Raw genomic sequence first — 24,986 nt, 5'->3', positions numbered from 1 at the left:
CATGAACCAGCTTGATGCGCTTCGACAGTACACGACCGTGGTGGCCGATACCGGCGACTTCCACCAATTGGCCCAGTTCCAGCCGCGGGATGCGACCACCAATCCCTCGCTCATCCTCAAGGCGGTGCAAAAGCCCGAGTACGCGCCGCTGATGCGCGCCACCGTGGCCCAGTACAAGGGCCGCCGCCTCGACGAGGTCATGGACCGCATGCTGGTGCGCTTCGGCTGCGAGATCCTGAACACCATTCCGGGCCGCGTCTCCACCGAAGTCGATGCGCGCCTGTCGTTCGATACCTCGGCCACCGTGGCGCGTGCCGAGCGCCTGATCGAGCTGTACCAGGCCGAAGGCGTGCACATCGACCGCGTGCTCATCAAGATCGCCTCCACCTGGGAAGGCATCGAGGCGGCGCGCCAGCTGGAGCTGCGCGGCATCCACACCAACCTCACCCTGCTGTTCTCGTTCTGCCAGGCCGTGGCCTGCGGCCAGGCCAAGGTGCAGCTGATCTCGCCCTTCGTGGGCCGCATCTACGACTGGTACAAGAAGCAGGCCGGCGCCCAGTGGGACGAGGCCGCCATGGCCGGCGCCAACGATCCCGGCGTGCGCTCCGTGCGCGCCATCTACGAGCACTACAAGCACTTCGGCATCGCCACCGAGGTCATGGGCGCGAGCTTTCGCAACACGGGCCAGATCGTGGCGCTGGCGGGCTGCGACCTGCTGACCATCGCCCCCGAACTGCTGGCCCAGTTGGGCGCCAGCGATGCGCCCCTGGCGCGCGCCCTGGACCCCGAGGCCGCGCGGACCCTGGAGCTCGATCCCGTGCACTACGACGAGGCCGGGTTCCGCCTGGCCCTCAACGAAGACGCCATGGCCACCGAGAAGCTGGCCGAAGGCATACGCGCCTTCGCTGCCGACACCCGCAAGCTCGAAGCATTGATGCAGCAGGCCGCAGACTGATTGGATGAAGATCTTGCCCGTTTTGTGCAACACCTTGCCGGCCTGGTCGGCACTTGAACGCCATTTCAACGAAGACATCCGGTCCCTGGATCTGCGCCAGGCCTTTGCCGCGGACGCGGGCCGGCTGGACGCGCTGAGCCAGCAGGCCCCGCATGTCTTCGCCGACCTGTCCAAGAACCTCTGGACCGAAGCCACCGAGACGCTGCTGCGCGAGCTGGCGCAGCAGGCCGGCGTGCTGGCCCAGCGCAACGCCATGCTGGCCGGCGAGCCCGTCAACTGCACCGAGGGCCGCGCCGTCATGCACTGGCTGCTGCGCATGCCGCGCGACGGCGGCCAGCTGCGTCACTGCGCCACCGTGCAGCAGTGGCAGCCGGCCATGCACGAGGCGCTGGCACAGGTGCACGAGACGCTGGATGCCATGCTGGCCCTGGCCGAGCAGGTGCGTGGCGACGGGGGCATCACCGACATCGTGAACATCGGCATCGGCGGCTCGCACCTGGGCCCCGAAGTGGTGGTCAATGCGCTGGAGGACTGGGTCGATGCGGGCAAGAATTTCCATTTCGTCTCCAACGTCGATGGCCATGAGCTCGGCCATGTGCTGCGCCGCGTGCGCCCGCACAGCACGCTGTTCCTGATCGCCTCCAAATCCTTCACCACGGCCGAGACCATGCTCAACGCGCACTCGGCGCGCCGGTGGTTTCTGGAGCAGGGCGGCAGCGAGGACCCGCAGGCCGCGTGCTCCATCGACCGGCACTTCGTGGCGCTCACCACCAATGTGCAGGCCGCAGCCGACTTCGGCATCCGCCGCACGCTGGGATTCTGGGACTGGGTGGGCGGGCGTTTTTCGCTGTGGTCGGCCATCGGCCTGCCGGTGGCCATCGCCATCGGGGCGGCGCAGTTCCGTGCGCTGCTGGACGGCGCCCATGCCATGGACGCGCATTTCTTTTCCTCCGGCGTGGAGGGCAACCTGCCGCTGCGCCTGGGCCTGCTGGATGTCTGGTACCGCGATTTCTGCGGCTTCTCCAGCCGCTGCATTGCCCCCTACAGCCATGGCCTGCGGCGGCTGACCGCCTATCTGCAGCAGCTGGAGATGGAGAGCAACGGCAAGGGCGTGACGCGCGACGGGCAGACACTGCCCGTGCGCACGGCGCCCGTGATATGGGGCGAGCCCGGCACCAATGGCCAGCATGCCTTCTTCCAGATGCTGCACCAGGGCCAGGACGTGATTCCCGTGGAATTCATCGCGCTGCGCGACGGCGGCAAATACCTGGGTGCCCATCACCAGAGCCTGGTCGTCAACGCCATTGCCCAGGCCCAGGCCCTGATGGAGGGGCGCCACTGCGAAGAAGGGGCAGAGCGCCATTGCGCGGGCAACCGGCCCAGCAGCTTCCTGCTGCTGCAGCAGCTGGACCCGGCATCGCTGGGCGCCCTGATCGCGCTGTACGAGCACCGTGTCTTCTCGGCCGGTGCGGTCTGGGGCATCAACAGCTTCGACCAGTGGGGCGTGGAGCTGGGCAAGCACCTGGCGCGCCAGCTGCATGCGCGCCAGGACAGCGGCGACTGGCAGGGCGTCGATGCCTCGACGCAGGGCCTCATGCACCGGCTTGCGGCAGGGTCGGCCGGCTGACCGGGCGCGGCGGGCCTGTGGCCCCCGCGGCGCACCAGCAGGGTGCCGGGTCATGTGGGTGGAGCATGACCTTCTTCCATTTCATCGTTATGCACAGGCGCCTGATTGCTCGATAGTTGATGCAATCGCCTTGACGGCGGCCCTGCTTGCATGCAGCCAGTGACGGCGGCTCGGCAGGGTGGAGGCGCAGCGCGCCTTCGGATCTGCAACAACTATCCAAGGAGACCCTCGATGCGATTCGTACTGGCCCATGTGGCGATGGCATGTGTGGTGGCGGCAACTGGCGCTGCCCATGCACAGGAAGCGGCCGGCACGCTGGACAAGATCCAGAGCACAGGCAAGGTGGTGATGGGCGTGCGCGAAAGCTCGGCGCCCATGGCCTATGCCTTCGGGACCACGCAGAAGTACGTGGGCTACCACGTCGAGCTGTGCGAGAAGGTGCTGGCCCAGATCGTGCCCAAGGCCAAGATCGAGTACATGGCCCTGACCTCGCAGAACACCATGCCCCTGGTGCAGAACGGCACCGTGGACATCGGCTGCGGCCCGACCACCAACAACCTCGCGCGCCAAAAGCAGGTGGCCTTTGCCGTGACCACCTACGTGAGCCAGGTGCGCATGGCCGTGCGTGCCGACTCGGGCATCACCTCCTTCAAGCAGCTCGACGGCAAGCCCGTGGCGGCCTCGGCCGGCACGACTGCCGTGCAGCTGCTGCGCAAGTACGGGCGCGACAATGGCGTGAACCTGCCCACCTCGCTGGGCAAGGACCATTTCGAGAGCTTTCTGATGCTCGAATCGGGCCGTGCCGATGCCTTCGTGCTGGACGACAACCTGCTGGCCGGCGTCATCGCCAACTCCAAGAACCCTGCAGGCTTCAAGATCGTGGGCGAGGTGCTGGGCTCCGAACCCATCGCCATCCTGTTTCGCCGCGACGATCCCGCCTTCAAGAAGGCCGTGGACGACGTGCTGGTGGGCATGATGGCCTCGGGCGAAGTGGCGAAGATCTACGACAAGTGGTTCGTGCAGCCCATTCCGCCCAAGAATGCCCCGTTGAACCTGCCCATGAGCGACATGCTCAAGCAGCTGCTGCAAAAGCCCAACGACAAGCCGCTGGAGTCCTACGCGCAGCAGTGACCACGGGCCCGGACCCGGTCATCGCGACCGGGCCAGTTCGGCCACCGCCTGTGCCAGTGCCGCAATGCCTGCATCGATCTGATCGATGGCAATGGAGGACAGGCGCAGCCGGAAAAAGGGGCAGGGCTGGCGCGGCGTCGCAAAGAACGCGCTGCCTGCCTCGATCAGCACGCCGTGGCGGCGCGCCACGGCGGCCAGCGCATCGGCGTCCAGCCACGCCGGTGCCTGCACCCACAGCGATGCGCCGCCCTGGGGCTGGCGGAAGATGAAATCCGGCAGGTGCGCGCGCAGCGAGCGGTCCACCTGCGCCACGCGTTCCAGCATGGCCTGGTTCACGCGGCGCGCATGGGCCTCATGGTGGCCCAGCGACAGGAACAGCGCATAGGCGTGCTGCAGAAAGGCGCTGGGGTGGCGCACCATGGCATGGCGCAGCACGCGCAACTCGTCGATCAGCGCGCGCGGCGCGACGATATAGCCCAGCCGCAGCGCGGGCGACAGGCTCTTGGACAGCGACCCCACATAGATTACGCGCCCACCCTTGTCCAGGCTCTTGAGCGCGGGCATGGGCGTGCCCTGGTAGAGGTTCTCGGCCTCGTAGTCGTCCTCGATGATCACGAAATCGCCCTGCTCGGCGCGGCGCAGCAGTTGCTCGCGCCGCTGCAGGCTCAGCGTCACGGTGGTGGGGCTCTGGTGCGAGGGCGTGACGAACAGATAGTCCAGCGGCGGCAGGCCCTCGACCACCACGCCTTCCTCGTCCACGGCCACGGGCACCCAGTGCGGGCGGCGCAGCGAAAAGGTGTTGCGCGCATGCGGGTGGCCCGGCTCCTCGAAGCCCAGCCGCTGCGAGGGGGCCAGCAGCGCGTCGGCCAGCAGGTAGAAGGCCTGCTGCGCGCCCACGGTGACCAGGATCTCTTCCTTGAGCGCGAACACGCCGCGCCGGGGCAGCAGGCGCAGGCGGATCTGCTCGATCAGGTCGGGCACATCGTCGGTCTCGAAGTCCGGCGTCCAGTGGGGCAACTGGGCGCGCGCCAGGCTGCGCGTGCAGCATTCCCGGAAGCCTTCGGTGGGAAACAGCGCGGGATCGTGCATGCCGTAGACGAAGGGGTAGGGGTACTCGCGCCACTGCAGCGGCTTGGACAGCGTGTGCCTGTCCGTCAGCGAGCGCAGCACGCGTGCAGACCAGTCCGGTGCGGGCTCCCCGGGACTTGCCGCAGGCAGGGCCAGGGCGCCGTCCACACCAGCCAGGCGCGAATCCCGGGCCACGAACACGCCGCTGCGCGGGCGGGCTTCCAGAAAGCCTTCATCCACCAGCTGCTCATAGACCGTGGTCACGGTATTGCGCGACACCTCCAGCAGGCGCGACAGCTCGCGCGAGGGCGGCATGGCCGCGCCGGGCGGCAGGCGGCCTTCGAGGATGGGCTGGACCAGGGCCAGGCGCAGGCGGTCCTTCAGGGGAAGGCCGGGCTGCTCGGGCAGCGCGAACAGGCGGGCCCACTGGTGGCGTGGGTCTGTGGCGGAAGGGGTGCTCATGGCGCAACGGAGGCAATCGGGGGGCGTTCTTGGCGCGGCCGGGCAGAGGGCGCGCGGTCGGCGCCATGTTGCGGTGCGGGTGCGGGCAAGTAAAGGTTTGGGCCGGCTGACGCGGGTAAACACCGGGCCTCTGGCTCCTACGTTTGGACGGCTGTGGCCCCCGCGGCCCGCGCCCTTGTTGCGTATTCTGGATTGAAGGCAGCGAGCCGCGCGGCCTGGCGATCCAACGAGGGAGACAGTCCATGCACACCATCACTTTCCGACGCTGCGCCCTGGCGGCCCTGGCCCTGGCCGGCGCGCTGGCGGGCCTGGCGGCCACGCCGCTGCAGGCCCAGGCCCAGGAGCCGCAGCGCGGCGGCACCCTGATCGTGGGCAGCACCCAGGTGCCACGGCACCTGAACGGCGCCGTGCAATCGGGCATTGCCACGGCCATGCCTTCCACCCAGCTGTTCGCCAGCCCGCTGCGCTTCGATGACCAGTGGAAGCCCCAGCCCTACCTGGCCGAGTCCTGGAAGCTGGCCGAGGACGGCAAGTCGCTGACCCTGAACCTGCGCAGGAATGCCGTGTTCCACGACGGCAAGCCCATCACCTCGGCCGACGTGGCCTTCTCCATCATGGCCATCAAGGCCAACCACCCGTTCCAGACCATGCTGGGGCCCGTGGAGAAGGTGGACACGCCCGACCCCTACACGGCCATCATCCGCATGAACGCGCCGCATCCGGCCATCCTGCTGGCCATGAGCCCGGCGCTGGCGCCCATACTGCCCAGGCACATCTATGGCGACGGTGCCGACCTCAAGACCCATGCGCGCAACAGCGCCGACGTGGTGGGCTCGGGGCCGTTCAAGCTGACCGAGTTCCGCGCGGGCCAGCGCATCGTGATGGAGCGCTTCGACAAGTTCTTCCTGCCCGGCCGCCCCTATCTGGACAAGCTGGTCTTCAACATCGTGCCCGACTCCTCCAGCCTGCTGCTGAGCCTGGAGCGCGGCGACGTGCAGATGGTGCCCTACCTGCAGGCCTCCATCGACCTGAAGCGCCTGTCCACCAATCCCCAGATCACGCTGACCGGCAAGGGCTTCGAGGGCATAGGCTCGATCAACTGGCTGGCCATCAACACCGACAGGAAGCCGCTGGACGATGTGCGCGTGCGCAAGGCCATTGCGCATGCCATCGACAAGAACTTCATCACCAAGGCGCTGATGGGCGGCTTCGCCAGCGTGGCCGACGGCCCCATCGTGGCGGCCAGCCCCTTTGCCTCGGCCGACCTGGTGCGCTATCCGCTGGACCTCAAGAAATCGGTGGCCCTGCTGGACGAGGCCGGCCTCAAGCCCGGGGCCAATGGCGAGCGCTTCAAGATCACCATCGACTACCTGCCGGGCACGGACGAGCAGCAAAAGAACGTGGCCGAGTACGTGCGCGCCCAGCTCAAGAAGGTGGGCATCGCCGTCGATGTAAGGGCCTCGGCCGATTTCCCGGCCTGGTCCCGGCGGCTGGCCACGCATGACTTCGACCTGTCCATGGACATCGTCTTCAACTGGGGCGACCCGGTCATCGGCGTGCACCGCAGCTACCTGTCCACCAACATCAAGCCCGTGGTCTGGACCAACACCCAGTCCTACCGCAATCCCAAGGTGGACGAGCTGCTGAACACGGCCAGCAGCACGCTGGACACGGCCGAGCGCAAGAAGCTCTATGCGGCCTTCCAGAAGACCGTGACCGACGAGCTGCCGGTGATCTTCATCAACAACTCGCCCTACCACACGGCTGCGCGCAAGAACGTGGGCAACCTGCCGACCACGGTCTGGGGGCCGGCCTCGCCCTACGACGAGATTTTCTTGAAGTAATCCAGGAGGACCCGGCCATGGCATTTCTCCGCACACTCCTCAAGCGGCTGCTGCAGGGCCTGGCGCTGGTGCTGGCCGTGGTGGTGCTGAACTTCATGCTGGTGCATGCGGCGCCCGGCGATCCCGTGGAGACCATTGCCGGCGCCAGCGGCGGCATGGAGCCCGAGCTCATGGCCGAGCTGCGCACACGCTACGGGCTGGACCGGCCGCTGCCCGTGCAGCTGGGCATCTACCTGGCGCGCGTGGCCAGTGGGGATCTGGGCTACTCCTACTTCTTTAACCTGCCGGTGGCGCAGATGATTGCCGAGCGCGTGCCCGCCACCTTGCTGCTGGTGCTGGCCGCCGTGCTCACGGCCTTCGTGGTGGGCACGCTGCTGGGCGTGCTGTCCTCGCGCCGGCCCAACGGCCTGCTGTCGCAGTGCATCACCGTGCTGTCCCTGGTGGGCTTTGCGGCGCCCGTGTTCTGGACCGGCATGCTGCTGGTGCTGGCGTTTGCCTCCTGGTGGCCGATCCTGCCGGTGTCGGGCATGCGCTCGGCCGATGCCGCAGGCGGCGCAGGCCTTGCCGACCTGCTGGACGTGGCCCGGCACCTGGTGCTGCCCGCGCTGACACTGGCCCTGGTCTACCTGGCGCAGTACAGCCGGCTGTCGCGCTCGTCCATGCTGGACGTGCTGGGCGCCGACTACATCCGCACGGCGCGCGCCAAGGGGCTGGCCGAGCATGTGGTGCTCTACCGCCATGCGCTGCGCAACGCGCTGCTGCCCGTGGTGACCATGCTGGGCCTGCAGTTCGGCAACGTCATGGCCGGCGCCATCATCGTGGAGACGGTCTTCAACTGGCCGGGCCTGGGCCGGCTGGCCTTCGACTCGGTGCTGCGGCGCGACTACCCGACCATCCTGGGCGTGCTGCTGTTCTCCTCCATCGTCGTGGTCGTGATGAACCTCGTCACCGACCTGTGCTACCGGCTGATCGATCCCCGCATCAAGGCGGCCTGAGACCATGAATGCCATCACACCACCTTCCGTGTCCGTGCCGACCGTCGCCGCGCCGCAGGCCGCAGCCCATGCCGAGCACCCGGCCCGTGAGGCGCTGCGCATGTTCGTGCGCAACCCCTCGGCCATTGCCGGCATGGCCATGCTGCTCATCGTGCTGCTGGTGGCCATCGCCGGCCCCTGGATCTGGCCTGCGGACCCGTTCGAGATCCGCACCATGCCGCTGAGCCCGCCGTTCAGCGAGGAGGCCTGGCTGGGCAGCGACCAGCTGGGGCGCGACGTGCTCACGGGCATCATCCACGGCGGCCGCGCCACGCTGATGGTGGGCGCCTTCGCGGCTTTGCTGTCGGTGTGCATCGGCGTGACGCTGGGGGCGATGGCCGGCTACTACGGCGGCCGCGTCGATGCGCTGCTGATGCGCGTGACCGAGTTCTTCCAGGTGCTGCCTGCGCTGCTGTTCGCCATGGTGGTGGTCACGCTGTTCTCGCCCTCGCTGGTGACGGTCACGCTGGCCATCGGCAGCGTGAGCTGGCCGGCCACTGCGCGGTTGACGCGGGCCGAGTTCATGCGCATCCGCCAGCTCGAATTCGTGCGCGCGGAGAGCGCCATCGGCGCGCGCCACGGCCGCATCATCTGGAAGGTGATCCTGCCCAATGCGCTGCCGCCGCTGGTGGTGTCGGCCACGCTGGCCGTGGGCGCCGCCATCCTGTTCGAGGCCGGCCTGTCCTTCCTGGGCCTGGGGGACCCCAACCAGATGAGCTGGGGCCTGATGATCGGGTCGGCCCGCCAGTACCTGCTGTCGTGCTGGTGGGCCGTGGCCTTTCCCGGTGCCGCCATCTTCGTCACCGTGCTGGCCGTCAGCCTGATCGGCGATGGCCTCAACGATGCACTCAACCCCAAGCTGAGGGAGCGCTGATGGATACCGACACCCCCCTGTTGCAAGTCAGCGGCCTGCGCGTGGCCTTCCAGGGCCGGCGCGGCCAGGCGACGGTGCTCAACGGCGTGGATTTCGATCTGCGCGCGGGCGAGACCCTGTGCGTGGTCGGCGAATCCGGCTGCGGCAAGAGCATGACGGCGCTGGCGCTGCTGCGCCTCATTCCCTCGCCTCCGGGCCGCATCACGGGCGGGCAGGTGCGCTTCCAGGGCGAGGACCTGGTGGCCGCCGGCGAGGCCCATATGCGCCAGGTACGCGGCAACCGCATCTCCATGATCTTCCAGGAGCCGATGACCTCGCTGAACCCGGTGCTCACCGTGGGCGAGCAGATCGCCGAGCCGCTGCGCCTGCACGCTGGCCTGGACGCGGGCGCCGCGCGCCAACGCGCCGTGGAAATGCTCCGGCAGGTCGGCATCCCAGCACCCGAGCGGCGCGTGCACGAGTACCCGCATCAGTTGTCGGGCGGCATGCGCCAGCGCGTGATGATCGCCATGGCCCTGGCCTGCCGGCCCGACATCCTGATCGCCGACGAGCCCACCACGGCGCTGGACGTGACCGTGCAGGCGCAGATCTTCGATCTGCTGCGCGAGCTGCAGCGCGACAAGGGCACGGCCATCGTGCTGATCACGCACGACATGGGGGCCGTGGCCGAGATGGCCGACCGCGTCATGGTCATGTACGCGGGCCGCGTGATCGAGCAGGGCCGCTGCGAACAGGTGCTTTCAGCGCCCGCCCATCCGTACACGCGCGGCCTGATCGCCTGCCTGCCCGAGCTGGGCAGCAGCCAGGCAGGCGGGCGCACCGAGCTGCCCGAGATCCCCGGCGTCGTGCCCTCGATCTGGGAGTTGGGCAGCGGCTGCGCCTTTCGTGCGCGCTGCCGCGAGGCCCAGCCGCGCTGCGCCAGCGAAGCTCCGCCGCTGACCGCGCTGGATGATCCATCCCACGGCGTGGCCTGCTGGCTGCACGCTCCCGCTTCCCGCATCCGCGCCCACACGGAGGCCCTGGCATGAACGCACGCATGGACGAAACCCTCTTGCAGGTGGACGATCTCCAGGTCCACTTTCCGCGCCCGGGCAAGGGCCTGTTCGGCAGGCCCGAGGTGGTCAAGGCCGTGGACGGCGTGTCCTTCAGCCTGCGGCGCGGCAGCACGCTGGCCGTGGTGGGCGAGTCGGGCTCGGGCAAGACCACCACGGCGCTGGCCGTGATGCGCCTGGCGCCCGTGACGGCAGGCCGCATGCAGCTGGGCGATACCGACCTGGGTGGCCTGTCGGGCGAGGCCCTGCGCCAGGCGAGGCGGCGCATGCAGATCGTGTTCCAGGACCCGTTTTCCTCGCTGAATCCGCGACAGCGCGCGGGCGATGCGGTGCGCGCTCCGCTGGACCTGATGGACGTGGGCACGCCGGCCGAGCGCGAGGCGCGCGTGGCCGAGCTGTTCACCCAGGTCGGCCTGCGGCCCGAACAGCGCCAGCTGTTCCCGCACCAGTTCTCGGGCGGCCAGCGCCAGCGCATCAACATCGCGCGCGCCCTGGCCACGCGGCCCGAACTCGTGGTCTGCGACGAACCCGTGTCGGCGCTGGACATCGCCATCCGCGCCCAGATCCTCAACCTGCTGGCGCGGCTGCAGCGCGAGCTGGGCCTGAGCTACCTGTTCATCTCGCACGACATGGCCGTGGTCGAGCACATCTGCGACGACATCGCCGTCATGTACCTGGGCCAGATCGTGGAGCGCGCACCGCGCCAGGCCTTCTTTGCGCGGCCGCTGCATCCCTACAGCGTGGCCCTGATGTCGGCCGTGCCCACGGTGCGCGGCGGGCGCGAGCGCGCGGCGCGGCGCATCCGGCTGGCCGGCGACCCGCCCAGTCCCATCGACCCGCCCGCGGGCTGCCGCTTCGCCGGGCGCTGCCCCGTGGCCGTGCCTGCGTGTTCGGCCGAGGCGCCACCGCTGCGCGAAGCCGCCCCCGGCCATTGGGTGCGCTGCATCCGCGTGGACCACATCGATGGCGTGCCGCGCGCGCCGCTGGCCCTGTGAACCCGGAGCACCCGCCACCATGAGCATCACCGTCTACGCCGCCCGCAAGATCATCACCATGAACCCCATGCAGCCCGAGGCCACGCACGTGGCCGTGCGCGACGGGCGCATCCTCGCTGTCGGGGACCTGGCGCGCTGCACGGCCTGGGGCGAGTGCCGCATCGACGAGCGCTTCGCCGACCAGGTGCTGCTGCCCGGGCTGGTGGAGGGCCACTGCCACCTCAAGGAGGGCAGCATGTGGGACTGGACATACACGGGCTGGTTCGACCGGCGAGACCCCGATGGCAAGACCTGGCCCGGCCTGCGCTCCATGGATGCCGTGGTGGACCGCCTGGCCGAGGTGGCGGCGCGCATGGATGCGCAGGGCCTGCCGCCCGGACAGCCGCTGATCGCCTGGGGGTTCGATCCCATCTACTTCGGCGGCGAGCGCATGACGGTGGAGCACCTGGACCGGGCCGCCGCAGGCCGTCCCGTCGTGATCTCGCATGCCAACGGCCATTTGATGAACGTCAACAGCGCCATGCTGCGCCTGGCCGAGATCACGCGCGACAACGAGGTCGAGGGCGTGGTGCGCTTTGCGCCCGGCCACGCCCTGGCCGGCGAGCCCACGGGCGAGCTGCAGGAGCCGGCCGCCATGTTCCTGGTGCTGCGCAAGATCGGCAACGCCGGGCTGCTGGCGCCCATGACCGAGGCTGGCGTGCGCTCCTTTGCCCGCCTGGCCTGCCGCCAGGGCGTGACCACGGCCACCGACCTGGTCAACAAACTGGGTGAGCAGGACTGCCGCGTGCTGGAGGCCGCGCTGGGCGACGACCAGGTGCCCATCCGCATCCTGCCCGCCTTCCAGGCCTTCCACGGCACGCATGGCGCCGAGGCCGGTGCCGAGCATGTGCGCACGCTCATGGCGCGCAACACCGACCGGCTGCGCTACGGCCTGGTCAAGATGATGCTGGACGGCTCCATCCAGGGCTTTTCGGCACGCCTGCGCTGGCCCGGTCACTACAACGGCGCGCCCAATGGCATCTGGGTCACCGCGCCCGCGCAGTACGAGGCCGATTTCGAGACCTACCACCGCGCAGGCCTGCTCATCCATACGCACACCAATGGCGACGAGGCCAGCGAGGCCGCCATCGACGCCATAGGCCGCGTGCTGGCCCGCGCCCCCCGGCCCGACCATCGCCACACGCTGCAGCATGGCCAGATGATCGATGCGCCGCTGTTTCGCCGCATGGCGGCGCTGGGCCTGTGCGCCAACCTGTTCGCCAACCACCTCTGGTACTGGGGCGACCAGCACTACGAGATGACCATGGGGCCGGACCGCGCCATGCGGCTCGATGCCTGCGCCAGCGCGCTGTCTGCCGGCGTGCCGCTGGCCATTCACTCGGATGCGCCCGTCACGCCGCTGGGGCCGCTGTTCACCGCCTGGTGCGCGGTCCACCGGATCACGCCCAAGGGCCGCGTGCTGGGCGCGGCCGAGCGCCTGACCGTGGCCCAGGCCCTGCATGCCGTCACGCTGGGCGCGGCCTGGACACTGAAGCTGGACCACGAGATCGGCAGCATCGAATGCGGCAAGCGCGCCGACTTCTGCGTGCTGGAGGACGATCCGCTGTCCCTGGACCCCATGGTGCTCAAGGACCTCCGGGTCTGGGGCACGGTGCTGTCGGGGCGCGTCTTCAAGGCGGCATGACATGGGACAGCGGTTGCCGTTCACGGTCATCGGCGGCTTCCTGGGCGCCGGCAAGACCACGCTGCTCAACCACTGGCTGCGCCATGCGGATGGCCAGCGGCTGTCCGTGCTGGTCAACGACTTCGGCGCGCTCAACATCGATGCAGGCCTGATCAAGGACCACAGCGGCGACACCATCGCGCTGACCAATGGCTGCGTGTGCTGCCAGATCGGCGATGACCTGTCCATGGCCCTGATCGGCGTGCTGCAGCAGCGCGAGCGCTTCGACGCCGTGGTGGTCGAGGCCAGCGGCGTCTCCGACCCCTGGCGCATTGCCCAACTGGGCCTGGCCGATCCCGCACTGGCGCTGGACGGCGTCATCGTGGTCGTCGATGCCGCTGCCCTGCCCGGGCAGGCGGCCGATCCGCTGCTGGCCGACACGCTGCAGCGCCAGGTGGCCCGGGCCGATCTGGTCATCGTCAACAAGACCGATCTGGCCGATACCCGGACCCTGGAGCGCGTGCACGGCTGGATAGCCAGCCACGCGCCAGCCGCGCAACGCTGCGATGTGCACGAAGCCCGGGTGCCCGTGCAACTGCTCAGCGGCGCAGCCCTCCTGCGTGGTGCGCGGGAGGTCTCATGGGGTACTGGCACTGCGCGCCCCATGCATGGCCGGCAGTTCGAGACCTGGTCCTGCCAGCCGCCCGGGGGGCTGTGCGAGACGGCCCTGCAGGCGTGGCTGCAGGCCATGCCGGCTGGCGTGCTGCGGCTCAAGGGCGTGGTGCAGACCGGGGCGGGCCAGTGGAGCGAGCTTCAGTTTGCCGGGCGCAGCGGCCGGCTGCGTGCCGCATCAGCGCCCGTGCAGCAGCAGCAGGTGCCCGCCATCGTGGCCATCGGCCTGGCCGGGCAGCTTCCGGTGGCCGCGCTGCAGGCGCTGGTGGCAGGCGCTGCGGGCGTCAGGGCTGCGGGCCGTCCCGCATGAAATCCTGGGCCGCCTGCTGCAGCCACTCGCGCAGGCTTTGCAGCGGCGGATAGTTGCCGCGGCTCGTGGGCCAGGCCAGGTAGTAGCGCTCGGCGCTTTCCATCTCGGGCAGATGGGGCAGGGCACGCACCAGATCGCCCTGTGCGAGTTCGCGCTCGATCAGAAAACGCGGCAGCAAGGCCACGCCCACGCCGGCGATGGCGGCCTGGGCGGCGGTGGCGAACTGGTCGAACAGCATGCCCTGGCCCTCGGCCATGGGCGCGTGGTGCACGGACAGCCAGCGCTGCCAGGCATCGGGGCGCGATGCCAGGTGCAGCAGCGGCGCCTGCAGCAGGTCCTGGGGCTGGGCAAAGCCATGCTGGGCCAGCAGGGCGGGGCTGCAGGCAGGCACCACGGTCTCGCTCATCAGAAAGGCCAACTCGGCGCCCGGCCAGTGCGGCAGGCCGAAATGGATGGCGGCGTCCACGGCTTCGAGCTGGAAGTCAAACTGGGACAGCCGCGTCGTCAGGTTGATGGTGATGCCCGGGTGGGCGCTGAAGAACTGCGGCAGGCGCGGCGCCAGCCAGCGCGTGCCGAAGGTGGGCAGGATGGCCAGGTTCAGGCTGCCGCCGCGCGGGTTGGCCCGAAAGCCCAGCGTGGCCGTGGAGATGCGCATCAGCGCGCCCCGGATTTCCTGCGCATAGGCCTGGCCGGCCGGGCTCAGGCGCACGGTCTGGCGCTCGCGCACAAAGAGCTCCGCCTCCAGCCGCTCCTCCAGCGCTCGGATCTGGCGGCTGACGGCGCTTTGCGTCAGGTGCAGCTCGGCCGCAGCTGCCGTGAAGCTCTGGTGCCGGGCCGCCGCCTCGAAGGCGCACAGCAGGGACATGGGGGGCAGGAAACGGCGGGACAGCAGCATGGCAGGGAGCGGTGGGGCAATCGTGGGAGGGGCATTCTGTTTGGGAATGACCTATGGGCCCGATTATCGTTTGACCAGGCTCAAGGCGCAGACCTAGCATGCGTGCCAGGAATTCACCATGCCGCAGGCTGATCTGCGGCCCCACCATCAGTCCCCACAAGCACCATGTCTTCTACGTCCGCCAACGCCTTCGTGCCTTCCGACGAGATCCGCGCGCGCTTTTCCAGCGCCATGTCCGAGATGTACCGCGATGAAGTGCCCCAGTACGGCACGCTGATCGAACTCGTGGCCGACATCAACCAGCGCACGCTGCAGGCCGAGCCTGAGCTGCTGGCCCGGATGCAGCGCAGTGGCGAGCTGGCCCGCCTGGGCGTGGAGCGCCACGGCGCCATCCGCGTGGGCACGGCTGCCGAGCTGTCCATGCTGCGCCGCCTGTTCGCCATCATGGGCATGGAGCCCGTGGGCTACTACGACCTGTCGGTGGCCGGCGTGCCTGTGCACTCCACGGCCTTCCGTCCCGTCAGCGATGCCGCGCTGCTGGCCAACCCTTTCCGCGTCTTCACCTCGCTGCTGCGCCTGGACCTGATCGCCGACGAGGCGCTGCGCGCCCAGGCCGCCGCCATCCTGGCGCGCCGCAACATCTTCACCGAGCGCGCGCTGGCGCTGATCGCCCAGTCCGAGGCCAACGGCGGCCTCACCGATGCCGAGGCCGATGAATTCGTCGGCGAGGCGCTGGAGACCTTCCGCTGGCACAGCGAATCCACCGTGGACGGCACCACCTACGACGCGCTGCACAAGGCCCACCGCCTGATCGCCGACGTGGTCTGCTTCAAGGGCCCGCACATCAACCACCTGACGCCGCGCACCCTGGACATCGATGCAGCCCAGGCCGCCATGCCCGCACGCGGCATGGACGCCAAGGACGTGGTCGAAGGCCCGCCGCGCCGTGCCTGCCCCATCCTGCTGCGCCAGACCAGCTTCAAGGCGCTCAAGGAGACCGTGCGTTTTGCCGGCGATGCCACGGGCGCAGGCTCGCACACGGCGCGCTTCGGCGAGATCGAGCAGCGCGGCGTGGCGCTCACGCGCAAGGGCCGCGCGCTCTACGACCAGCTGCTGGCCCAGGTGCGCGACATGGGCAGCGCGGGCAGTGCCGCACCCGACTACGGCAGCCGCCTGGCCCAGGTCTTCGAGGCTTTCCCCGACACCCATGAGCAACTGCGCCGCCAGGACCTGGCCTTCTACCGCTTCACGCTGAGCGACGAGGGAGCCGCCCTGGCCGCAGGCGAGGCCGCCGCGGCCGCCGCCTCGGACCTGGACGCCCTGATCGCCCGTGGCCTGGCCCAGGCCGAGCCCATCGTCTACGAGGACTTCCTGCCCGTGAGCGCGGCCGGCATCTTCCAGTCCAATCTGGGCGGCGAAGAGCAAAAGCAGTACGCGGCCCATGCGGCCCAGCAGGCCTTCGAGGCCGACCTGGGTGCGCGCGTGCATGACGAGATCGCGCTGTACGAGCAGGCGCAGCAGCGCTCCATCGACCAGCTGCGCAGCGCGCTGCGCACCCAGGCCGCCCAGGCTGTGGCCTGACCGGCTGCCTGGAGGCCGGCTTTGGCCGGCATCCACCCTGTATCCCCTTTCCCGGGGCGCATGCGCAGGCGCCAGGCCTGTGCACGCGCCCCTTTGTTTTTTGCAAAGCCGCAAGAGGCCTTCATGAGCACTGCAGACCTGGGCATTCAGTCGCCCACCGCCCATCTGTTCAACCCGCTGTTCGCGCACCCCGAAGGCTCGCCCATACGCGAGCTGTTTCCCTATCTGAGCCGCCCCGGCATGCTCTCGCTGGCGGGCGGCTATCCCTCGCCCAGCCTGTTCGATGCCGAAGGCCTGCAACAGGCCGCGATGGCCGCTTTGCAGCAGGACGCTGCCGCCAGCCTGCAGTACGGCGCCAGCGAAGGCCAGCTGCCGCTGCGCGAAGCCCTGGCCGCGCTGTGCGCCACGCGCGGCATTGCCTGCACGCCGGCCGACATGATCGTGACCACGGGCTCGCAACAGGCCTTCGACCTGCTGGTCAAGGTGCTGGTGGAGCCTGGCGATCCGGTGCTGGTCGAGGTGCCCGCCTACCCGGCCACGCTGCAGACGCTCAAGCTGGCCCAGGCACAGGTCGTGGCCGTGCCCACGGATGAACACGGCCTGGACACCGGTGCCCTGGCCAGCCTGCTGGCCCAGTGGCCCCATGCGCGCCGCCCCAAGCTGCTCTACACCGTGCCCAACTTCTCCAACCCGGGCGGCACGCTGCTGCCCGCGGCGCGGCGCGAGGCCCTGGTGGCGCTGGCGCGCCAGCACGGCTTTGTCATCGTCGAGGACGACCCCTATGGCGAGCTGCGCTTTACCGGCCAGCGCGAGCCGTCGATCTACGAAACGGGCCTGGCGCAGTGCGGTGCCCAGTCCAACCCCGTGGTCTACCTGTCCAGCCTGTCCAAGACCGTGGCGCCTGCGCTGCGCATCGGCTGGATGCTGGCCGACGCCCAATTGCTGCGCCGCTGCACCATCGCCAAGCAGACGGCCGACCTGTGCACCTCGCCGCTGGCGCAGATGATCGCCGCGCACTATCTGCGCTCGGGCCGCTATGCACCCCAGCTGGCCCAGGCCTGCGCCGAGTACGCGGCGCGCATGGATGCGCTGTGCTCGGGCATGCAGTCGGCCCTGGGCGAGCAGATCCGCTTCGTGCGGCCTGCGGGCGGCATGTTCGTCTGGGCGCAGTTGCTGCCGCCACAACGGCATGCGGGCGAGCCCGAGGCCCTGGCCCGGGCGCTGTTCACGGCCGCTGTGGAGCAGGGCGTGCTCTATGTGCCAGGCAAGGCCTTCTTCCCGGCCGAGGCGGCGCAGCAGGCCGGCCTGTGCATGCGCCTGTCGTATGCGGCGCCCACCGTGCCCCAGATCACCGAGGCCGTGGCGCGCCTGGGCCGGGCCTGGGGCCAGGCCGTGTCCTGAAGACATCGGCAACAGCGTTCATGCAATGAAAAAGGCCGCCCGAGGGCGGCCTTTTTCTTGCGGGGCAAACCGGGCATGGCGCAAGGCCTGCCCGGTTGCGGCGGGCAATTACATGCCCATGCCGCCCATGCCACCCATGCCGCCCATGTCGGGCATGGCGGGGGTGCCTTCAGCCTTGGGGGACTCGGCGATCATGGCTTCGGTCGTCAGCAGCAGCGATGCCACGGAAGCGGCATTCTGCAGGGCCGTACGCGTCACCTTGGTCGGGTCCAGGATACCCATTTCCAGCATGTCGCCGTAGGTGTCGTTGGCGGCGTTGAAGCCGTAGTTGCCCGAGCCGTTCAGCACGGCGTTGACCACCACCGAGGGCTCGCCACCGGCGTTGGCCACGATTTCGCGCAGGGGCGCTTCGATGGCCTTCATGATCAGCTTGATGCCGGCGTCCTGCTCGGCGTCGCCGGTCTTCAGTTCGCCCACGGCTTGCTTGGCACGCAGCAGAGCCACGCCGCCGCCGGCCACGATGCCTTCTTCCACAGCAGCGCGGGTAGCGTGCAGGGCGTCTTCAACGCGGGCCTTCTTTTCCTTCATCTCGACTTCGGTGGCAGCGCCGACCTTGATCACGGCCACGCCGCCGGCCAGCTTGGCCACGCGCTCTTGCAGCTTTTCGCGGTCGTAGTCGCTGGTGGCTTCTTCGATCTGGATGCGGATCTGCTTGACGCGGGCTTCGATTTCAGCAGCTTGGCCAGCACCGTCGATGATGGTGGTGTTTTCCTTGCCGATTTCGATGCGCACTGCCTGGCCCAGGTCTTCCAGGGTCACCTTGTCCAGCGCCAGGCCCACTTCTTCAGCGATGACCTTGCCGCCCGTCAGGATGGCGATGTCTTCCAGCATGGCCTTGCGGCGGTCGCCGAAGCCAGGAGCCTTGACAGCCACAACCTTCAGGATGCCGCGGATGGTGTTGACCACCAGCGTTGCCAGGGCTTCGCCTTCGACGTCTTCTGCAATGATCAGCAGGGGACGGCCGGCCTTTGCCACGGCTTCCAGCGTGGGCAGCAGGTCGCGGATGTTGCTGATCTTCTTGTCGAACAGCAGCACGAAGGGGTTGTCCAGCAGGGCAACCTGCTTTTCGGGGTTGTTGATGAAGTAGGGCGACAGGTAGCCGCGGTCGAACTGCATGCCCTCGACGACGTCGAGTTCGTTGGCCAGCGACTTGCCTTCTTCAACGGTGATCACGCCTTCCTTGCCGACCTTGTCCATGGCTTCGGCAATGATGCTGCCCACGGATTCGTCGGAGTTGGCGGAGATCGAGCCGACCTGGGCGATTTCCTTGGAGGTGGTGGTGGCCTTGGATTGCTTCTTCAGCTCTTCCACCAGGGCGGCGACAGCCTTGTCGATGCCGCGCTTGAGGTCCATGGGGTTCAGGCCGGCGGCCACGTACTTGATGCCTTCGCGGACGATGGCCTGTGCCAGCACGGTGGCGGTGGTCGTGCCGTCACCGGCGATGTCGTTGGTCTTGGAGGCCACTTCCTTCACGAGCTGGGCGCCCATGTTCTGCAGCTTGTCCTTGAGTTCCACTTCCTTGGCGACCGACACGCCGTCCTTGGTCACGGTGGGGGCGCCGAAGGAGCGCTCCAACACCACGTTGCGGCCCTTGGGGCCCAGCGTGACCTTGACCGCGTTGGCCAGGATGTTCACGCCTTCAACCATGCGGGCGCGTGCTTCGCCGCCGAAAACTACGTCTTTTGCTGCCATTTCAATTCTCCGGATTCAGTTGGAAAGTGCGGTTTCGAAGCGCGTGGATTACTTTTCGACGACCGCGAACAGGTCGTCTTCCTTCATCACCAGCAGTTCGTCGCCATGGACCTTGACGGTCTGGCCGCTGTACTTGCCGAACAGAACGCGGTCGCCGACCTTCACGTTCAGGGCGATCACTTCACCCTTGTCGTTCTTCTTGCCGGGACCCACTGCCAGCACTTCGCCCTGGTCGGGCTTCTCGGCGGCGTTGTCGGGGATCACGATGCCCGAAGCCGTCTTGGTTTCGTTTTCGAGGCGCTTGACGATCACGCGATCGTGCAGGGGACGCAGGTTCATACCAACTCCTAAATCATCAACAAAGTTGAAACAAAGACTTGCCGGCCCGGCGGGCCGGCATTCGAAGCAATGTGGGACAGAGGATTGTTAGCACTCATACCCAACGAGTGCTAATAATAAGGCAATTCGGCCAGGTTTCAAGGGGTAGGGCCGGATGTGCCGCAAGACGGCACATCCGGCGCGGAGTGCGGAACGCCACTGATCTTTAGTTTTTTCGGGGCGCGCCCGCGCTGGCCAGCGGCGAAGCGCGGCCTGCAGGAGCACACAGAACTTCCGGCGAAAGGCTGTCGCTGAATCACCATGCAGCCTTGCGGGCTGTGACCTAACGTCGCATCGAAGGCGCCCTGGCCGTGGTGCTGAGCGCACCCAAGATCAGCCAGCCGTGCAGACTGACTGCCCTTGATCAGGCGCGAACTAGACCGAGGCCTCGTCTGGTGACCTCTGTGGTCAGAGGGAGAAAAGCTCCGCCTTCGTGGCACGATGACGGGCCAGTCCTAAAGGGGAGCTTCACCAGGTCGGGTGCGGATGAGGAGCGAAGCATCTGGCGATGCCGCCAGCCCTGAAGCTTGGATGACCACCATGTGGCTGCAACTGATAGGTCACGAGGTGGCCGTGAGCAGCAGCAATCGCTGCGGAGCAGATGGCAACTGCAGACTTTCTAACGATGGCCTCAGGCTGATCTACGCCCTTCACTGTGCAAAGCGAGAGTGACAGGGACGACCAACACCGGCCGTTGAAGGCTTCCATTGTTGGACGACCGCTTCACCGTTTGGAAGTGGCCAGTCGATTCTTCGGTGCGCCGTGCCTCGCCTCGAAGGCCCCATTTCGCGCTGCACCGCTGATTCCTGTCGACTCAATGCCGTCGCTCCGACTGGTTTCAACGAAGTTGGAATCAGCCCACGATGGTGCTCGCGCCGAGCGTCCGCACTCAGGCGTTGGTGCGCAGGTTGGTGCAATGACGATGTAGGATTTGGATACAATGAAAATAAGAAGCATTCTTGTTTGCCGCTGCATATTGCCCCGGTGCCTTTCCTCCTGCTTCACTCGTGCCGCTTTCCCATGCCCGCCGCCGACCGCGCCCTTGTTCCCGATGTCGCCACTCTCTACTCCGACCACCACGGCTGGCTGCTGGGCTGGCTGCGCAAGCGCCTGGGCAATGCCTTTGATGCGGCCGATCTGACCCAGGACACCTATGTGCGCCTGCTGGGTCGCAGCGGCGCCGAGATCCAGGCCATTCGCGAACCGCGTGCCCTGCTGATGACCATTGCCCAGGGTCTGGCCGCCAACCTCTACCGCAAGCGCTGCGTGGAGCAGGCCTATCTGGACGCCCTGGCCCTCATGCCCGAGGCCGTGGCCCAGTCCCCCGAGCACCGCGCCATCGTGCTGCAGACCCTGGTCGAGGTGGACCGCCTGCTGGCCCTGCTTCCACTGCCCGTGCGCCAGGCCTTTTTGCTGTCGCAGATCGACGGCATGAGGCAGGCCGACATCGCGGCTGAACTGGGCCTTTCCGTGCCCACCGTGCGCCGCCATATCGCGCGGGCCGTGGTGCAAGTCTGCTTTCTGGACGACGACGGCGCATGAGCCTGCCCATTCCTCTTGCGGTGCGCGAGCAGGCCGCCGAATGGCTGGTGGAGCTGCAGTCCGATGATCACAGCGCCGGCACGCGCGAGATGCTGGTGCAGCGCCTGCAGCACTGGCGCGAATCCCATCCCGACCATGAGCGCGCCTGGTTGCGCATAGAGGCCATGGGCGCACGCCTGCAGCCGCTGTCCGGTACGCCGGCCAGCTTGGCCCTGGCCCAGGCCGCGCGCACGGCACGCGGGCGCGGGCGGCGCTTGGCGGTGCGCAGCCTGGCCGTGCTGCTGTTCACGGGCGCGGGTGCCTGTGCCGTGGCATGGAGAGGTCCGGCATCCTCGGGCGACTGGCTGGCCAGCCTGGGGGCGGACCTGCGCACGGGCACGGCCCAGCGGCGCAGCCTGCGCCTGCCGGACGGCACCCAGCTGCAGATGAATGCCGACAGCGCGGTCGACCTGGATTTCAGCCCGCAGCAGCGCCTGGTGCGCCTGCGCGGCGGCGACATCGAGGTGGCCACGGCCCAGGGCCTGAAGGATAGTGCGCCGCCCTTGCTCGTCGAAACCCGCCATGGCCGCATACGTGCCCTGGGCACGCGCTTCGTCGTGCGCCAGCGCGGCCAGGGGCCCAGCCGGGTTGCGGTCTTTGAAGGCGCCACGGAGATCGCGCCCCGCGAACGGCCCGGCCACCTCCATCTGCTGCAAACAGGCCTGCAGGCGCAGTTTGACGCTCAGGCCACCACGCCGGCCGGGCCCGCCGATCCGGCCCTGGCAGCCTGGACGCGCGGCATGCTGGTGGCCCAGGACATGCCGCTGGCCGAGTTCCTGGACCAGCTGTCGCGCTACCGGCCCGGCCACCTGGGCTGCGATGGCGCCGTGGCGCAGCTGCCCGTCAGCGGCACCTATCCGCTGGCCGACACCGACCAGGTGCTGGCCATGCTGCTGGCCACCCTGCCGGTGCGCCTGCGCACGGCCACGCGCTACTGGGTGGTGGTCGAGCCGGCCTGATTTCCTGGCTCTTGTCGATCCTGGCTGATCGCTTTTCGCGTCTCGCGGGGCAATGGAGATGAAGCGCTTTTTTCTGCGTCCGCATTCCATTGCCAACCATCCAGGACCGAGGGACACGCACACCATGGGCCATCACCCGACTTTTCGCGCCACACGACTGGCATTTCAACTGCGGCAGGCCTTGCGCCCCGCCGTTCTGGCACTGCCGCTGGTGGCGGTGCTTGCCCCGGCGCAGGCCCACGCACAGGCACAGCCCCACGCCCAGGCAGTGCAGCGCTACGACATTCCTGCCGGGCCGCTGACCGCCACGCTCAATCGCTTTGGCGCCCAGGCGGGCATCCTGCTGTCCTTCTCCACCGCCCAGACCGCAGACAGGACCAGCCCCGGCGTGCAGGGTGATCGAACCGTGGACCAGGCCCTGTCCGCGCTGCTGGCCGGCACGGGCCTGCAGGCCCTGCCGCGCGAGGGCGGCGGCTTTGTGGTGCGACCGTCCCTGGCCGTGGGAACGCCCACCGGCGCGGCCACGCTGGCCGAGGTGCGCGTCACCGCCCAGGCCGAGCGCAGCGCCGTCACCGAGGGCACGCAGTCCTACGCCGCCAGCGAATCGCGGGCCGCCACGGGCCTGTCCCTGTCGCTGCGCGAGACGCCGCAGTCGGTCAGCGTGATCACGCGCCAGCGCATGGACGACCAGGGCATCGTGCTGCAGGAAGACATCGCCCGCCAGACCACGGGCCTGAGCTATGCGCAGTACGGTCCCACGGGCGGCGACACCAACCAGTTCTTCGCGCGGGGCTTTCAGATCAAGAACTTCCAGGTCGATGGCGTCAACCGCCTGTTCAGCGACTACCCGGCCATCTTCCAGACCAGCGACATGGCCATGTTCGACCGCGTCGAAGTCGTGCGCGGCGCCTCGGGGCTGATGAGCGGCGCGGGCACGCCCGGCGCCACCATCAACCTGGTGCGCAAGCTGCCCACGGCCGAGTTCCAGGGCAGCGCCAGGCTCACGGCAGGCTCCTGGGATTTCGCACGTGCCGAGGTGGATCTGTCATCTCCGCTCAACGCCTCCGGATCGGTGCGCGGGCGCATCGTGGCCGTGTCGCAGAACCGCCATTCCAAGGTCGACTACGAGCAGGACCGCAGCCGCTCGCTGTACGGCGTGGTGGAGGCTGACCTGTCGCCGTCCACGCTGGCCACCGTGGGCTTTTCCGCGCAGGACTACGACGCTTCTGGCGTAGGCCGTGGGGGCCGGCCTTTCTTCTACACGGATGGCACGCGCATCGATTGGAGCCGCTCCGCGTCCTCGGGCGCGCGCTGGGCCTCGGCACGGCGGGACTACCGCAGCGTCTTCGCCTCGCTCGAACACCGCATGGCCAGCGACTGGCGCCTGAAGGCCATCTACACGCTCGACCGCAGCAGCTATGACGAGATTCCGGGCTGGACCAATGAACAGCCTGTGGACCGCACCACCGGCGCAGGTGCCGGCCTGTGGGCCGCCTGGTGGACGGGGCGGCCTCGGCAGGACACGCTGGACCTCACGGCTTCCGGTCCCTTCCAGCTGCTGGGACGCCAGCACCAGGCCGCCTTCGGCGCCAGTGTGGCACGCACGCGCAACGACAGCGGCTCGCATGGCCGCTGGGCCTTCCCCGGCTGGGACAACACCATAGACAACCTCTTCACCTGGGATGGCCGCACGCCGGTGCAGCCCGACAACCCGGTACTAGGCCGCAGCGCGGCCGTGGAACGCAGCAGCAGTGCTTACGGATCGCTGCAGCTGCGCCCCACGGACCGGCTGTCCGTCATCGCGGGGGCACGCATCACGAACTGGAAGCGTCGCGACAGCTACACCGATTTCGCCAGCGGCGAGACCAGCGGCAGCGCCATGGCCGAAAACGGCAAGCTCACGCCCTTCGCCGGCCTGGTGCTGGACGTGGGCCGCGATTGGTCGGCCTATGCCAGCTATACCGATATTTTCCAGGCGCAGAGCAGCCTGGACATCCACGGCAAAAAGCTCGATCCCCTACTGGGCCGCAGCTACGAGCTGGGCCTCAAGGGCGAGCTGCAGGACAAGCGCCTGCAGGTGGGCGCCGCCGTCTACCGCCTGCTGCAGGACAACGTGGCCCAGGCCATCACGGGCAGCTACGCGCCCAATGGCGAGCAGGCCTACCGTGCCGTCAAGGGCGCCGAAACGCGTGGCTTCGAGGTGGAGATGACCGGCGAAATCCGCCGCCACTGGAACGCCTCCGTCGGCTTTGCCCGCAACATCGCGCGCGACGCCGAGCGCAACCGCCTGAACCCCGAAATCCCGCGCAACACCCTCAAGCTGTTCACCACCTACCGCCTGCCTCACATAGGCCACGGCCTGACCGTGGGCGGCGGCGCGCGCTGGCAAAGCGGAACCTGGAGCGACCTCTCCTTCCTGGGCCTGCCCAACGTCAGCCGTGTCGAGCAGAAAAGCTATGCTGTGGCCGACCTGATGGTGCAATACGCCATCAATCCGAAGCTCACGGTCTCGGCCAACCTCTACAACGTCTTCGACCGCAAGTACCAAGGGGTTTCGACCTCGTCGTACTACGGGGAGGCGCGGAATATGCGCGTGGCGGTGTCTATGAAGTTCTGAAATGTTTTCAGCTGCGCCCCGTGTGAACGTCGTCAGCATCAGTGGATGTGCTGTCCGCCGTTGATGGCGATGTTTGCGAGGGTAGAGCTGTCAGGGTGTCATGGCGAGCCTGGCCGTCCATCCGTGTTTCGGGAC

Annotated in this window: 19 protein-coding genes; 15 read left to right on the top strand and 4 right to left on the bottom strand. The window is 68.4% G+C overall.

What is annotated here, in order from left to right:
* Window position 1 precedes the first annotated feature (1 nt).
* From tal to ACF8NF_RS04545, 3 genes are all read left to right on the top strand, one after another.
* Window positions 2-955 carry a transaldolase gene (tal, locus tag ACF8NF_RS04555; RefSeq protein ID WP_343739305.1) on the top strand — a complete coding sequence of 318 codons (954 nt, stop codon included), beginning with the start codon at window positions 2-4 and terminating at the stop codon, window positions 953-955.
* Between the two features lie 4 nt (window positions 956-959).
* Window positions 960-2,582, top strand: a complete 1,623-nt coding sequence (gene pgi, locus ACF8NF_RS04550) for a glucose-6-phosphate isomerase (protein WP_343739306.1) — start codon at window positions 960-962, stop codon at window positions 2,580-2,582.
* Window positions 2,583-2,813: 231 nt separating this feature from the next.
* Window positions 2,814-3,713, top strand: a complete 900-nt coding sequence (locus ACF8NF_RS04545; protein WP_016448714.1) for a transporter substrate-binding domain-containing protein — start codon at window positions 2,814-2,816, stop codon at window positions 3,711-3,713.
* 18 nt (window positions 3,714-3,731) lie between these two features.
* On the opposite strand, the gene ACF8NF_RS04540 is transcribed toward ACF8NF_RS04545, so the two are convergent.
* Window positions 3,732-5,243: a PLP-dependent aminotransferase family protein gene (locus tag ACF8NF_RS04540; RefSeq protein ID WP_343739307.1), complete on the bottom strand. Its 1,512-nt coding sequence runs from the start codon at window positions 5,241-5,243 to the stop codon at window positions 3,732-3,734.
* A 242-nt stretch (window positions 5,244-5,485) separates the two neighbouring features.
* On the opposite strand from ACF8NF_RS04540, the gene ACF8NF_RS04535 reads away from it, so the two are divergent.
* Genes ACF8NF_RS04535 through ACF8NF_RS04505 form a run of 7 tightly spaced genes read left to right on the top strand, consistent with a single transcriptional unit; the run spans window position 5,486 to window position 13,687 of the window.
* Window positions 5,486-7,087: an ABC transporter substrate-binding protein gene (locus ACF8NF_RS04535; RefSeq protein WP_343739308.1), complete on the top strand. Its 1,602-nt coding sequence runs from the start codon at window positions 5,486-5,488 to the stop codon at window positions 7,085-7,087.
* A gap of 17 nt (window positions 7,088-7,104) precedes the next feature.
* Window positions 7,105-8,082 (top strand): ABC transporter permease, encoded by a 978-nt coding sequence (locus tag ACF8NF_RS04530; RefSeq protein WP_392450133.1) that lies wholly within the window; start codon window positions 7,105-7,107, stop codon window positions 8,080-8,082.
* Window positions 8,083-8,086: 4 nt separating this feature from the next.
* Window positions 8,087-8,995: an ABC transporter permease gene (locus tag ACF8NF_RS04525; RefSeq protein WP_392450132.1), complete on the top strand. Its 909-nt coding sequence runs from the start codon at window positions 8,087-8,089 to the stop codon at window positions 8,993-8,995.
* Window positions 8,995-10,023 carry an ABC transporter ATP-binding protein gene (locus ACF8NF_RS04520; protein WP_065346774.1) on the top strand — a complete coding sequence of 343 codons (1,029 nt, stop codon included), beginning with the start codon at window positions 8,995-8,997 and terminating at the stop codon, window positions 10,021-10,023. Before ACF8NF_RS04525 ends, ACF8NF_RS04520 begins: the two co-directional genes overlap by 1 nt.
* Entirely contained in the window at window positions 10,020-11,042 is a 1,023-nt protein-coding gene (locus tag ACF8NF_RS04515; RefSeq protein ID WP_013800674.1) for an ABC transporter ATP-binding protein, read from the top strand. The genes ACF8NF_RS04520 and ACF8NF_RS04515 overlap by 4 nt, the downstream gene beginning before the upstream one ends.
* A gap of 19 nt (window positions 11,043-11,061) precedes the next feature.
* Entirely contained in the window at window positions 11,062-12,726 is a 1,665-nt protein-coding gene (locus ACF8NF_RS04510; protein WP_312841147.1) for an amidohydrolase, read from the top strand.
* Window position 12,727: 1 nt separating this feature from the next.
* Entirely contained in the window at window positions 12,728-13,687 is a 960-nt protein-coding gene (locus ACF8NF_RS04505) for a CobW family GTP-binding protein (RefSeq protein WP_392450131.1), read from the top strand.
* On the opposite strand, the gene ACF8NF_RS04500 is transcribed toward ACF8NF_RS04505, so the two are convergent.
* Window positions 13,662-14,582 (bottom strand): LysR family transcriptional regulator, encoded by a 921-nt coding sequence (locus ACF8NF_RS04500; RefSeq protein ID WP_012207461.1) that lies wholly within the window; start codon window positions 14,580-14,582, stop codon window positions 13,662-13,664. The two genes, ACF8NF_RS04505 and ACF8NF_RS04500, sit on opposite strands and share 26 nt — an antisense overlap.
* A 165-nt stretch (window positions 14,583-14,747) precedes the next feature.
* Here ACF8NF_RS04500 and ACF8NF_RS04495 point away from each other — a divergent pair, with 165 nt between their 5' ends.
* Together ACF8NF_RS04495 and ACF8NF_RS04490 are read left to right on the top strand one after the other, a co-directional pair.
* Window positions 14,748-16,163 carry a VOC family protein gene (locus tag ACF8NF_RS04495; protein ID WP_160852860.1) on the top strand — a complete coding sequence of 472 codons (1,416 nt, stop codon included), beginning with the start codon at window positions 14,748-14,750 and terminating at the stop codon, window positions 16,161-16,163.
* A gap of 123 nt (window positions 16,164-16,286) precedes the next feature.
* Window positions 16,287-17,564 (top strand): PLP-dependent aminotransferase family protein, encoded by a 1,278-nt coding sequence (locus tag ACF8NF_RS04490; RefSeq protein ID WP_016450889.1) that lies wholly within the window; start codon window positions 16,287-16,289, stop codon window positions 17,562-17,564.
* A gap of 108 nt (window positions 17,565-17,672) precedes the next feature.
* On the opposite strand, the gene groL is transcribed toward ACF8NF_RS04490, so the two are convergent.
* Both groL and groES read right to left on the bottom strand, forming a co-directional pair.
* Complete coding sequence (gene groL, locus ACF8NF_RS04485) at window positions 17,673-19,316, bottom strand: chaperonin GroEL (RefSeq protein ID WP_252652893.1); 1,644 nt, start codon at window positions 19,314-19,316, stop codon at window positions 17,673-17,675.
* A gap of 48 nt (window positions 19,317-19,364) precedes the next feature.
* Window positions 19,365-19,655 carry a co-chaperone GroES gene (gene groES / locus ACF8NF_RS04480; RefSeq protein WP_016445456.1) on the bottom strand — a complete coding sequence of 97 codons (291 nt, stop codon included), beginning with the start codon at window positions 19,653-19,655 and terminating at the stop codon, window positions 19,365-19,367.
* A 1,059-nt stretch (window positions 19,656-20,714) separates the two neighbouring features.
* Here groES and ACF8NF_RS04475 point away from each other — a divergent pair.
* From ACF8NF_RS04475 to ACF8NF_RS04465, 3 genes are all read left to right on the top strand, one after another.
* Window positions 20,715-21,236, top strand: coding sequence for a sigma-70 family RNA polymerase sigma factor (locus ACF8NF_RS04475; RefSeq protein ID WP_016445457.1), 522 nt, complete (start codon window positions 20,715-20,717; stop codon window positions 21,234-21,236).
* Window positions 21,233-22,234 (top strand): FecR domain-containing protein, encoded by a 1,002-nt coding sequence (locus ACF8NF_RS04470; protein ID WP_392450130.1) that lies wholly within the window; start codon window positions 21,233-21,235, stop codon window positions 22,232-22,234. The genes ACF8NF_RS04475 and ACF8NF_RS04470 overlap by 4 nt, the downstream gene beginning before the upstream one ends.
* A gap of 181 nt (window positions 22,235-22,415) precedes the next feature.
* Window positions 22,416-24,851: a TonB-dependent siderophore receptor gene (locus tag ACF8NF_RS04465; RefSeq protein ID WP_392450129.1), complete on the top strand. Its 2,436-nt coding sequence runs from the start codon at window positions 22,416-22,418 to the stop codon at window positions 24,849-24,851.
* Window positions 24,852-24,986: the final 135 nt, after the last annotated feature.

This window comes from Delftia sp. WSY_22 (assembly GCF_043104185.1).
Lineage (GTDB): Bacteria > Pseudomonadota > Gammaproteobacteria > Burkholderiales > Burkholderiaceae_C > Comamonas > Comamonas tsuruhatensis.
The sequence above is the reverse complement of the archived record's forward strand: the minus strand, read 5'-3'. Positions and strand labels throughout refer to the sequence as shown.

Coding starts and splice junctions, on each gene's coding strand:
- pgi (WP_343739306.1), top strand. CDS start 960: ATGAAGATCTTGCCCGTTTTGTGCAACACCTTGCCGGCCTGGTCGGCA.
- ACF8NF_RS04500 (WP_012207461.1), bottom strand. CDS start 14,582: ATGCTGCTGTCCCGCCGTTTCCTGCCCCCCATGTCCCTGCTGTGCGCC.
- ACF8NF_RS04520 (WP_065346774.1), top strand. CDS start 8,995: ATGGATACCGACACCCCCCTGTTGCAAGTCAGCGGCCTGCGCGTGGCC.
- groL (WP_252652893.1), bottom strand. CDS start 19,316: ATGGCAGCAAAAGACGTAGTTTTCGGCGGCGAAGCACGCGCCCGCATG.
- ACF8NF_RS04495 (WP_160852860.1), top strand. CDS start 14,748: ATGTCTTCTACGTCCGCCAACGCCTTCGTGCCTTCCGACGAGATCCGC.
- ACF8NF_RS04470 (WP_392450130.1), top strand. CDS start 21,233: ATGAGCCTGCCCATTCCTCTTGCGGTGCGCGAGCAGGCCGCCGAATGG.
- ACF8NF_RS04540 (WP_343739307.1), bottom strand. CDS start 5,243: ATGAGCACCCCTTCCGCCACAGACCCACGCCACCAGTGGGCCCGCCTG.
- ACF8NF_RS04490 (WP_016450889.1), top strand. CDS start 16,287: ATGAGCACTGCAGACCTGGGCATTCAGTCGCCCACCGCCCATCTGTTC.
- ACF8NF_RS04515 (WP_013800674.1), top strand. CDS start 10,020: ATGAACGCACGCATGGACGAAACCCTCTTGCAGGTGGACGATCTCCAG.
- ACF8NF_RS04525 (WP_392450132.1), top strand. CDS start 8,087: ATGAATGCCATCACACCACCTTCCGTGTCCGTGCCGACCGTCGCCGCG.
- ACF8NF_RS04535 (WP_343739308.1), top strand. CDS start 5,486: ATGCACACCATCACTTTCCGACGCTGCGCCCTGGCGGCCCTGGCCCTG.
- ACF8NF_RS04505 (WP_392450131.1), top strand. CDS start 12,728: ATGGGACAGCGGTTGCCGTTCACGGTCATCGGCGGCTTCCTGGGCGCC.
- ACF8NF_RS04475 (WP_016445457.1), top strand. CDS start 20,715: ATGCCCGCCGCCGACCGCGCCCTTGTTCCCGATGTCGCCACTCTCTAC.
- tal (WP_343739305.1), top strand. CDS start 2: ATGAACCAGCTTGATGCGCTTCGACAGTACACGACCGTGGTGGCCGAT.
- ACF8NF_RS04510 (WP_312841147.1), top strand. CDS start 11,062: ATGAGCATCACCGTCTACGCCGCCCGCAAGATCATCACCATGAACCCC.
- ACF8NF_RS04530 (WP_392450133.1), top strand. CDS start 7,105: ATGGCATTTCTCCGCACACTCCTCAAGCGGCTGCTGCAGGGCCTGGCG.
- ACF8NF_RS04545 (WP_016448714.1), top strand. CDS start 2,814: ATGCGATTCGTACTGGCCCATGTGGCGATGGCATGTGTGGTGGCGGCA.
- groES (WP_016445456.1), bottom strand. CDS start 19,655: ATGAACCTGCGTCCCCTGCACGATCGCGTGATCGTCAAGCGCCTCGAA.